Here is a 10,825-nt window from a genome sequence, read left to right as displayed (position 1 = left end):
AATGGGTCTTTTTTTGAGAACCTCCGCCCCTTAAAAGTAAGAGCACGAATTGAAGATCCAGCGACTTTAGCTACAAATTGTAACGGCCAAATATACGTGGCCGATAACAGTGTTCTTCCAACACAAGCTGCTGTTAGGCCAACCTAAAGGGGTACGTTAGTTGCCTAAGGATGAAACAGATACTTTTTATTACGACACATCTGCTTTTGTTTTAGAAAATGACAATGAATTACTTGAGGTAATCCAATTTATTAAAGAACATTAATGATAAAAATACAAATTTATAATATTAAATTAACATTTTTTTATTTTAATAGAGTAGAGTAATAAAACGATAGCAAGGAGATGTTTAATTTTGAGTAAAAATCTTTTTTCTAAGAAAAGAACTGCAATGGCACTCGCACTTGCATTAACTATACCAGCAATAATGCCTGCAGCAGCTGCTACTACAGATGATGTCAAAATTGATGCAGTTAAATTTAATAATATGGCTGCTCCAACTACTATTGAACAGATGGTTAAGACATACACAAATGCATCTGTGGAAGTGAAATATAGTGATGGAAAGATAAAAACATTCCCTTTATCATATAAAAGGTTATTCAAATCCGAGGATAAAGTAGCTACTGTAAAAGGTGAAAAAGTTGCGGCAGGTACACCGATTGACGTTAACGGTAATCCTATTGTAGATAATAGTATTCCTGGAGATCCACAATATTTTGTTTCGGATGCTCCGGATTCTAACAGCTTATTAAACCCAATTAAGGGCCAACTATACATGGTAACACATTATGAATATGACACTATTGATGCAGCTGGAAAATCAGCGTATGGCCTGGTACCAGCTTCCATGTCCTTAACACATTTGGGGCAAGATTCGAAAACAGGGGAGCTTCAACCCAAGGAAGTAAAGAAAATCGACTTCTCAGATGTGAACGGACTTTGGATTCCATGTAATGGGTCTACCTCCCCATGGAACACACATTTAGGATCTGAAGAGTATGAACCTGATGCACGCAGTTTTGAAACTGACCCTGCTTCAAGTGCAAGAACCTGGACTGAAAGCTTTGCACAGCTATACTTTGGTGATAAGTCAAAAGCTAACCCTTATTTCTATGGATATATCCCTGAAATCCATGTGAAGAAAGATGGAAAAACAAAAGTTGAGAAGCATTACAGTGCGGGCCGATTCTCTCATGAAGTCATGAAAATGATGCCTGATAACAGAACTGCATTCTTTGGAGATGATGGTTCCAACACCACAATGTTTATGTATGTAGCAGATAAAGCAGCAAACCTATCTGCCGGTACATTATACGCAGCTAAATTCCACCAAACAGGTGTTGAAAACGGTGGTTCTGGTAACCTTGAATGGATTAAACTTGGACATTCTACTGATAATGAAGTTAAGCATTTAATCGACAAAGGTATCAAGTTCAGCGATATTTTTGAAACCTCTGAAACACCAAAAGAAGGCTTTAAAGCAGTTAAACAATATTCAGCCGGTGGCAAAGTAGAATACTTGAAACTTAAACCTGGGAAGGAAAAAGCAGCCGCGTTCCTTGAGTCTCGCCGCTACGCAGCGTATATAGGAGCTACTTCAGAATTTAATAAGATGGAAGGTATCACATTAAACGAGAAAGACAAAAAAGTATATTTGGCTGTTTCAGATTTAAGCGGTGGGATGGAAAAAGATAAAACTGGAAAAGATCCAGTAGATGATATTCAGTTGCCAAAAAGTAAATCAGGTGTAACATACCAGCTGGATTTAAAACCAGGCCAAAAGGATAACAGTGGCAAGAGTATTGCAAGTGACTATGTAGCGTCATCCATGTCTGGATTGCTAGTAGGTGAAGACCTTCCAGTTGCGGATTCTTATGGAAACACTGCTAACGTCGATAAAGTAGCAGGTCCGGATAACTTGAGTTATTCCGAAGCGATGAGAACACTTTTCATTGGTGAAGACACTAGCAAGCACACAAATAACTTTGTATGGGCTTATAATCTCGACACTAAAAAGTTATCACGTGTGTTATCTACTCCAGCCGGTGCTGAATCAACTGGTTTATTTGCAGCAGATGACCGTAACGGCTTCTCTTACATCATGAGTAACTTCCAGCATCCTGGTGATGAATTAGATACGAAGGACATTACTGCTGTGAATAAAGATGAGCTTACAAAAGCTATTGATAAAGAAATTGGTATTAATAAAACTGGCGGTGTAGGGTATATCTCTGGACTTCCATCTCTTGTTTCAAAATCGGGCGTACAAGATAGTAAAGATCACAAAGACCACCACGGCAAGGAAGATAAAAGGAAATAAATTTTAATAGAAATAAATCAGCCCATGTTTATAAAACGGAGCCTACCTTTTTGAACTATACCCCGGATAACGGATACACATAAAAAAGTGTTCCTTATGGGGCTGTTGACAATCTAATAGGAATTTCTTAAACCTGTATAGAATTTATTCTATGCAGGTTTTTTATTGGAGGGATTTCTATGATGAGACGCAATGATGAGTACCAAAGCAAAATGGAGTTTATTGATTTAAACGATTTTGTTCCTGCTAATCATATTCTCCGCTTAATATTGGAGAGAATTGACTTCTCTTTTATATACGTTAAAATGGAAAGTTTTTATTCGAAACGGGGCCGGAAGTCTTTGGACCCCGTCCTCCTTTTCAAGATGTTGCTTATCGGCTATCTTTTTAATATTGACTCAGAACGCGAACTTGAACAGGAGGTTCATTTAAATCTTGTTCACGAGTAAAAGGGGTGAATTCACGAGTAAAGAGCGTAAACTCACGAGTAAAAGGCGTAAACTCACGAGTAAAAGGCTTGAATTCACGAGTAAAAGGCATAAATTCACGAATAAATGACTAAACTCGCGGTTAATGGCGTGAAATTACGAGTAAAGAGCAGAAATTCACGAGTAAAAGGATTGAATATCGATGGTTTTTAGGACTTGATCTAACTGATCGAATTCCCGACCACTCTACTTTTAGTCAAAATCTTCGAAGACGGTTCAAAGACAGTGCCGTATTCCAAGAAATCTTCGATCACATTGTTTCACTATGCATTGAAAAAGGATTGGTCACTGGGGAAACCATTGTGACAGATTCTACCCATATAAAAGCCAGTGCTTCTAAAAATCAGGTGAAAAAGGTTGAGAAGACTCCTTCCCAGTATTTAAATACTCTTGAAGAAGAGGCTGAGAAGCTTGAAAAAGAACTGCAGGAGAAAAGAGCAAACGTTGGCCTTAAACTTAAAACGAATGATAAAAGTAATGAACTAGCTACAAAGATATGAAGAAGAATAATAAATAAACAAGCAATTAACGATAAAAATCAAAATGGGGAAGGAGCAAAAGCTCTTCCCCATTTTGTCAACAGCCCCCTTATTCGGGGTTTTTTATGTTTCAATAGATGATACGAAAATATAAATAAGTTACTAAATATTACAGGTGTAGTTAGATTTATAACAAGATTCGGAAGAATACTAATTAATATCAACATTACAAAGTTTTCACGTCAATAGTTAGCAATAGTGAATTTTTAAGAACCTATGATAAATAATAAAAATATTTTTACAAAAAGATCCTATAATTCCACATTATGAAATTATAGGATTTTTTTTATTTTTAAGTTTAATATAATGAATTCATAATCAAAGAGTAGGAGGTGAAAAGATGGATGGGCGCGAGTTAAGAAATTGCTTTGGTAAATTCCCAACCGGAGTTACGATAGTGAGCTGGTTTGATGGGAAAGTTCAAAATGGCATTACTGTGAATTCATTCACCTCTGTTTCCTTGGATCCCCCGCTTGCTTTAGTGTCAATTCATAAAGAAGCAAAAGCCTGCAATAGCATGAAAGATAAATCATTTACCATTAATATTTTGTCGGATGAACAAGAATCCATTGCATGGCAATTTGCAGGCAATAAACGGGAAGCATTTGAAATTGACTGGGATAACAAGGGGATTTCGCCAAAAATAAAAGGAAGTGTCGCCTGGATGGAATGCAAACCATGGAAAGAATATGATGCGGGTGATCATGTTTTGTTCATCGGTGAAATCCAGGAATTACATTTCGAAGATTTGGAAGCGCTTACTTTTTATCAAGGGAAAATGGGGTCTGCTAAACAACTCGTAAAATAAGGGGGATTCTTATGGGCATTAAAACCGGCGAAGAATATATTAATAGGATTAAATCCAGAAAGCCAGAAGTTTGGCTTGGTGGAAGAGTGGTTGAGGATATTTATAATGAACCAATTTTTAAACAGCCGATACAAGAAATTGCGAAGTTGTATGACATTCAACATGATCCGGAATATCAAGATGAAATCACCCACATTTGTAAAGAAACCGGAGAACGTGTTAATAATGCTTTTTTATTCCCGAAGACTTCAGATGACCTGCAAAAAAGAAGTAAGTTATTTGAAGTGTATGCCAGGATGACATATGGACTTATGGGGAGAACGCCTGACTTTTTAAATGTTGTAGTCACTTCCATGGCACATAATTCCTGGTTCCTTGATAAATACAACAAAGACTGGTCTAAGAACATCAAGGATTATTATACCTATATTCGTGACAATGATTTATTCCTGACGCATGCAATCATTAATCCTCAAAATGATCGAAGTAAGGAATCTCATGAGCAAAAAGAAACATATACACACTTGGGGACCGTTGAGGAAAAAGAAGAAGGAATACTTGTCCGCGGTGCAAAAATGTTAGCAACCCTGGCTCCCATTACTGATGAAGTGATTATCTATTCTTTCCCGGGATTCACACCAGGAGATGAGCGTCATGCGGTAGCATTTGCGCTGCCGATCGATACACCGGGACTGCGCATAATCTGCCGGGAACCAATGCAGGACGGAACACGCTCGATGTTTGACCATCCACTGGCCTCACGCTATGAGGAAATGGATGCCCTGCTTGTATTTAATGATGTATTGGTTCCTTGGAATCGAGTCTTCTTATACAACAATGTAGAGGCGGCAAACCGCTTGTATCCAATGACAGGAATCGCTGAACAGCCTGCACACCAATCAGGCGTACGTGGATACATTAAACTGGCATTTGCCGTTGAAGTTGCTTGTAAAGTGGCAGACTCAATCGGTGTTGATGGGTTCCTGCATGTCCAGCGTGATTTGGGTGAACTTGTTCAATCCGTCGAAGTCATCCGTTCACTGCTTCGGGTAGCGGAATATGAGTACACGATTAATGACTACGGTGAGGCCCGGCCAAATCCGGATGCATTGGAATCGATTCGTGGTTTCCTTCCAGAGATGTATCCCCGTGCCATAGAGGTTATCCAGACCATTGGAGCTGGCGGGCTGTTGATGTCACCGACAGGGGCCGACTTTGATAATCCGGAATTGCGCTGTGATATTGATAAATATTACGGAGGACGAAGCGGAGTTTCAGCGGAAGAACGCGTACGGGTGTTTAAACTTGCCTGGGATTTATGCGGGGAAGCATTTGGGCAGCGCCTCCTTCAATACGAGCGCTATTACACGGGTGATCCAGTTCGGAAAAGAGCTATTTTTTATAATAAATATAAGAAAAACAATAAATTCACCATGGTAGATGAAGTGCTTAACAAACCGATGCAAGTAGCTATCGATGCGGTCAACCAGTAATTTTAATAGTTGAATAGGGAGGGGGGGCGTCATGATTTCGTCCATTGAGAAGGTAATAAAGATACTTGATTTATTCACAAATGAAGAACCCTCACTTGGAAATAAGGAAATTGCTGAAAAATTGAATATGAGTCCAAGCTCATCACATCATCTCGTGAAAACGATGTGTAAGGAAGGGATGCTGATCCAGGGCAAAGATCGAAAATACCGGCTTGGGTGGAAGTTACTTGAGTGGAGCAGTAAAGTCATGTATCAGCAGGATATTCATTATGAAGCAGGACCTATTTTAAGCAATCTTGTCCTGCAATTTAGAGGGAATTCTCATATTGGGATGTTTCACGAAGGCGAAGTCAGGTTTGTGATGAAAATGTCGTCCCCTCATGCAGAGCATATGACCACATATATAGGAGCAAGAAAACCAGCGTATTGTACGAGCAGCGGGAAAATATTACTTGCCTTTAACCCATCCTTTATTCAGCCTACGCTTGCAAAAGGGCTTTTGAAGCACTCAACAAATACGATTACTTGCATTAACCAATTGAATGAAGAATTAACGGTCATCCGCAAACAGGGATTTGCGATCAGTGATGATGAAAATGATTTTGGGTTATATGGGGTTGCTGCTCCCATTAAATCCTACAATGGTCAAGTTATTGCAGCACTTAACCTTGTCGGAGATCGAAATTATATGATTGGGAGAGAGAAGACGAATATTATTCAGTCTGTGATTCGGTCGGCACAAATGATTTCAAAACAGGTTGGTTATATGTCGTTAGCGTGAATTTTCGCGCCATTATGAAAATGAAAGCGAAAACGGGAGGTAGTTTATTTATGAAGGGATATGCTCAATCTTTAAAATTACAGGCTAGATCATTAAATCTAATGAAAGTAATTGAAGACAATAAGAATTTCTTGAAGCCGCCTGTTAATAACAAAGTGCTTTGGGAAGATTCCGAATTCATTGTCATGCTTCTGGGTGGCCCGAATTACCGGCGTGATTTTCATGTAGACCCTTCAGATGAGTTATTTTATCAGATAAAAGGCTCCTGCTATGTAGAATGCATCAACCAAAAGGGCGAGCGTGAAGTAGTGGAGGTGAAAGAGGGGGAAATGTTCATGCTGCCAGCTGATGTACCTCATTCCCCTCACCGGGTATCGGATACTTACGGCATTGTTATAGAGCGCAAACGTGCAATAGATGAGCTTGAAGATTTTGTTTGGTTCTGTGGGAAATGTAATCATGAGATGCACAAAGTTACTATTCAATTGACGAATATTGAGGTTCAGGTGAAAGAGGCCATTGAGGCTTTCAACGGAAGTAAGGAACTTCGCACTTGTCATGAATGCGGTCATGTTATGTCAGAAAACGTTGAGGCTTGGAAATGCGAATAGATTTTCATACTCATATTCTGCCGTTGGATCTACCGGACTTAACCGGAAAATTTGGTCAGGGACGCTGGCCGGTGTTAGAGCAGAAATGTTCATGCGGGGCGGATATCATGGTAAGCGGGAAACTGTTCAGGAACGTGACTGACCAGGTATGGGACCCGGAAAAACGCATTCAAGATATGGATGGCGAAGGAGTCGATATGCAGGTGCTGTCACCGGTGCCAGTGACATTTTCATACTGGGCGCCAATAGACCAGGCGCTATACATGTCTCAGTTCCAGAATGATTTTATTGCTGAGACTGTGAACAGGCATCCTGACAGGTTCATCGGTCTCGGGACTGTTCCGCTTCAGGATTTGAAAGTGGCAATTGGCGAAATGGAACGCTGTAAATTTGAACTTGGTTTGGCGGGTATTGAGATCGGTACAAACGTAAACGGTGAGAATCTAGATTCACCTGTTTTATTAGAATTCTTCCAGATGGCTGAAAAATGGAATGTCCCACTGTTTGTACACCCTTGGGAGACTATGGCAAAAGACCGAACGGAACGGCATAACCTTATGTATACAATCGCGATGCCGAGTGAAACGGCACTGGCGGCAGCAAGCATTGTATGGAGTGGCGTCATGGAAAAGTTCCCGGATCTGAAACTCTGTTTTGCTCATGGCGGTGGCTCATTCCCATATATTTTACCGCGGATTGATCGGGGATGGGAAGTATGGCCTGATTTAAGAAAAACCTCAATGCCACCAAGCCATTATGCACAAAAGTTTTATTTCGATTCCCTGAACTATGATATCCGGAATATTCAGTATCTGGTTGACCGTTTTGGATATAAGAAAGTGCTGATGGGTTCCGACTATCCATTTTTATTAAGAGAAAAGCCTCCAGGTAAAGTAATTGATGACGCTCTAAATCTTTCAGATGAAGTGAAAGCGAATCTTCTTGGGAAAAATGCATTGAGGTTTTTAAATTTGGAATCGCGAGGGGAGAAGCATGGAAAAACAGACTAAAGCACCGGAACAAGTTCTTGAGGAACTTGGAATCATGCTTGAGCCGCCAAGGGAAGCGGTCGGCAACTACGTCAGCCACGTACGGGTGGGAAATTTGATTTTCACATCCGGACAAGGTGTTGATGATTTTCACGGCAAGCTTGGCAAAGAGCTGACAGTAGAAGAAGGGTATCAGGCAGCGAGGCAGTCCATGATTAATCTTCTGCGGGTGCTGAAGGCTGAGCTTGGAGAACTATCCAGAGTGAAGAAGATAGTCAAAATTCTCGGCATGGTTAATTCAGCCCAAAATTTCACAGGACAGCCCAAAGTTTTGAATGGCGCATCAGACCTGCTTGTTAACGTGTTTGGAGAGAGGGGAAGACATGCTCGGTCAGCGGTGGGAATGGCCCAGCTTCCAAATAATACTGCAATTGAAATTGAAATGATTGTGGAAATACAAGATTAAGACCTTTTGCCATTATCTCAATAAAGAGAGAGGGATGTTTCATGCAAGCAGCAAAAGATAGTATAAATACAGTTAAATCAATGGATTGCCGGCATTTCATTAACGGAGAATTCCTGAATCCAAATCAATCTAAGACTTTTGACAATATCAATCCCGCAACGGAAGAAAAACTTGGATGGGTTGCTGAAGGAGGAAAAGAGGAGGTGAATCAAGCTGTTTCTGCAGCAAGGCATGCGCTAAAAGGTCCTTGGAAATCTTTTACCGATAATGAACGCTCCGCGGTACTAAGGCGAATCGGCGAGCTCATTTTAGAAAAGAAAGAAGAACTGACCATGTTGGAAACCCTCGATACAGGGAAACCGTATAGCCTTGCACTGGAAATGGACATCAAGCGTGCAGCTCATAATTTCCACTTTTTTGCTGATTATATCACTACACTTGGTAATGAATCCTATAATCAGAACAACATTGCACTTCATTATTCGATTAGACGACCCGTAGGGGTGGTAGGGATGATTAATCCTTGGAACTTACCATTGTTATTGTTGACATGGAAGTTGGCACCATGTTTGGCAGCTGGCAATACTGCGGTTATGAAACCAGCAGAACTGACACCGATGACAGCGACAAAATTGATGGAAATTTGTAAGGAAGCCGGAGTTCCGGACGGGGTTGTCAACCTTGTGCATGGATATGGTGTAAATTCAGCTGGAGCTGCTCTAAGCGAACATCCGGATGTCGATGCGATAACATTTACAGGGGAAACTAAAACGGGAACATCGATTATGAAAGCTGCGGCGCCTACATTGAAAAAAATTTCATTTGAACTGGGCGGGAAAAATCCGAATATTGTGTTTGCAGACTCGAATCTCGATGAAGTGATCGAAACGACATTGAAATCAAGCTTCATGAACCAAGGTGAAGTTTGTTTATGTGGATCAAGGATCTACGTTCAGCAAGGTTTGTATGATGAATTCCTTGAAAAGATGGTCGCGCAAACAAAAAATTTAAAAGTTGGGGATCCGTTTGATTCCGAAACGGAAGTAGGAGCTGTAATAGGAAAAGAACATTATAAAAAAGTGATGAGTTACATTGATCTGGCGAAAGAAGAAGGAGCGAAAATATTAACTGGGGGAAAAAGGGCCGGACAGTTTGAAAAAGGGTTTTTCATTGAACCGACAATTATTGCCGGAGTTGCGCGTGAATCCCGTTGCGTACGGGAGGAAATCTTTGGTCCTGTTGTAACGGTCATGCCTTTCGAAACGGAAGAAGAGGTACTAGAACAGGCAAATGACACTCATTACGGACTGGGGGCAACTATCTGGACCAATGATTTAAGAAGAGCGCATCGTGTCGCTGCTAAAATTGAAGCGGGCATTATTTGGGTGAATACCTGGTATTTGCGTGATTTGCGCACACCTTTTGGAGGCATGAAGCACAGTGGCATCGGTCGTGAAGGTGGGGCACATAGTTTCGAGTTTTACAGCGAATTGTCTAACGTCACGATTAAATTATAAGGAAGGAGGAAAGCATCATGAACGTTAGTTTAGCTGAGTGGTCTGCAAAGTTTTTGAAAGCGGAAAGAACAGGAATGGGAATATCGGCCCCCACCAGTGAAATTCCAGATTTGGATGTGGAGGATGCCTACCGAATTCAGCTTGAAACCATTCGAAGGAAAATCCAGTCCGGTCTTGAAGTATCGGGAAAGAAAATAGGCTTGACTTCAAAGGCTATGCAACAGGTTCTTGGAGTAAATGAACCAGATTACGGACATTTACTTGATGGGATGAAAGTACAAAATAATGGATATATTCCTAGATGCCGGTTAATCCAACCCAAAGTGGAGGCAGAAGTGGCTTTTATTTTAAAGAAGGATCTGCACGGTCCCAATATTACGGTTGATGATGTAATCGAAGCCACTGATTATGTAGTTGCTTCGATCGAAGTCGTTGATAGCCGTGTGATGGACTGGGAGATTAAACTCCCTGACACTGTGGCGGATAATGCATCATCGGGTTTATACATTCTGGGAGATCGCAAAACTCATTTGATTGATATCGACCTTCCTTCTATTCAAATGGACCTATATAAAAATGGCGAACTCATTAACCAAGGGACAGGTGATGCAGTACTTGGAAATCCAGCAACGTGCGTAGCCTGGCTCGCGAATAAACTACATGGGTTTAAAGGTTCATTGAATGCTGGGGAAGTAATATTATCCGGTGCATTATCCGCAGCAATCGAAGCGAAACCGGGTGACCGTTTTTCTGCAGACTTTGGAGAAAAACTTGGAAAGGTCTCGGTTAATTTTGAGTGAAAGGAGCCCA

General features: G+C 40.8%; 11 protein-coding genes and 1 pseudogene. All 12 read left to right on the top strand.

Annotated elements, in window-relative coordinates:
- Positions 1-391 precede the first annotated feature (391 nt).
- The 12 genes and pseudogenes from ACQKKK_RS13205 to ACQKKK_RS13150 all read left to right on the top strand — a co-directional run bounded on the left by ACQKKK_RS13205 (position 392) and on the right by ACQKKK_RS13150 (position 10,815).
- The gene (locus tag ACQKKK_RS13205; protein WP_427616770.1) at positions 392-2,323 is read left to right on the top strand and encodes a PhoX family protein; all 1,932 of its coding nucleotides are present in this window, start codon (positions 392-394) and stop codon (positions 2,321-2,323) included.
- A gap of 179 nt (positions 2,324-2,502) precedes the next feature.
- Positions 2,503-2,772 (top strand): transposase, encoded by a 270-nt coding sequence (locus ACQKKK_RS13200; RefSeq protein ID WP_427616601.1) that lies wholly within the window; start codon positions 2,503-2,505, stop codon positions 2,770-2,772.
- 134 nt (positions 2,773-2,906) lie between these two features.
- A pseudogene (locus ACQKKK_RS13195) lies at positions 2,907-3,056 on the top strand (transposase); the annotation flags it as partial.
- 57 nt (positions 3,057-3,113) lie between these two features.
- A complete protein-coding gene (locus ACQKKK_RS13190; protein WP_427616600.1) occupies positions 3,114-3,311 on the top strand; it encodes a hypothetical protein in 198 nt (65 codons plus the stop codon).
- Positions 3,312-3,690: 379 nt separating this feature from the next.
- Complete coding sequence (locus ACQKKK_RS13185; RefSeq protein WP_427616599.1) at positions 3,691-4,158, top strand: flavin reductase family protein; 468 nt, start codon at positions 3,691-3,693, stop codon at positions 4,156-4,158.
- 11 nt (positions 4,159-4,169) lie between these two features.
- The gene (locus ACQKKK_RS13180; RefSeq protein ID WP_427616598.1) at positions 4,170-5,651 is read left to right on the top strand and encodes a 4-hydroxyphenylacetate 3-hydroxylase family protein; all 1,482 of its coding nucleotides are present in this window, start codon (positions 4,170-4,172) and stop codon (positions 5,649-5,651) included.
- Positions 5,652-5,682: 31 nt separating this feature from the next.
- Positions 5,683-6,432, top strand: a complete 750-nt coding sequence (locus ACQKKK_RS13175; protein WP_427616597.1) for an IclR family transcriptional regulator — start codon at positions 5,683-5,685, stop codon at positions 6,430-6,432.
- A 50-nt stretch (positions 6,433-6,482) separates the two neighbouring features.
- Positions 6,483-7,043 (top strand): 3-hydroxyanthranilate 3,4-dioxygenase, encoded by a 561-nt coding sequence (locus ACQKKK_RS13170; RefSeq protein ID WP_427616596.1) that lies wholly within the window; start codon positions 6,483-6,485, stop codon positions 7,041-7,043.
- Positions 7,028-8,053, top strand: a complete 1,026-nt coding sequence (locus ACQKKK_RS13165; protein ID WP_427616595.1) for an amidohydrolase family protein — start codon at positions 7,028-7,030, stop codon at positions 8,051-8,053. The genes ACQKKK_RS13170 and ACQKKK_RS13165 overlap by 16 nt, the downstream gene beginning before the upstream one ends.
- Positions 8,037-8,498: a RidA family protein gene (locus ACQKKK_RS13160; RefSeq protein WP_427616594.1), complete on the top strand. Its 462-nt coding sequence runs from the start codon at positions 8,037-8,039 to the stop codon at positions 8,496-8,498. Before ACQKKK_RS13165 ends, ACQKKK_RS13160 begins: the two co-directional genes overlap by 17 nt.
- A 41-nt stretch (positions 8,499-8,539) precedes the next feature.
- Entirely contained in the window at positions 8,540-10,015 is a 1,476-nt protein-coding gene (locus ACQKKK_RS13155; protein ID WP_427616593.1) for an aldehyde dehydrogenase, read from the top strand.
- A 17-nt stretch (positions 10,016-10,032) separates the two neighbouring features.
- Positions 10,033-10,815 (top strand): 2-keto-4-pentenoate hydratase, encoded by a 783-nt coding sequence (locus ACQKKK_RS13150; protein ID WP_427616592.1) that lies wholly within the window; start codon positions 10,033-10,035, stop codon positions 10,813-10,815.
- The last annotated feature ends 10 nt before the right edge of the window (positions 10,816-10,825 follow it).

The sequence above is a fragment of the Peribacillus sp. NPDC006672 genome, from assembly GCF_050274955.1.
In the GTDB taxonomy this organism is placed as follows: domain Bacteria; phylum Bacillota; class Bacilli; order Bacillales; family DSM-1321; genus Peribacillus.
Note: the sequence above shows the minus strand (reverse complement) of the source record. Positions and strands in the feature narration are given on the sequence as shown.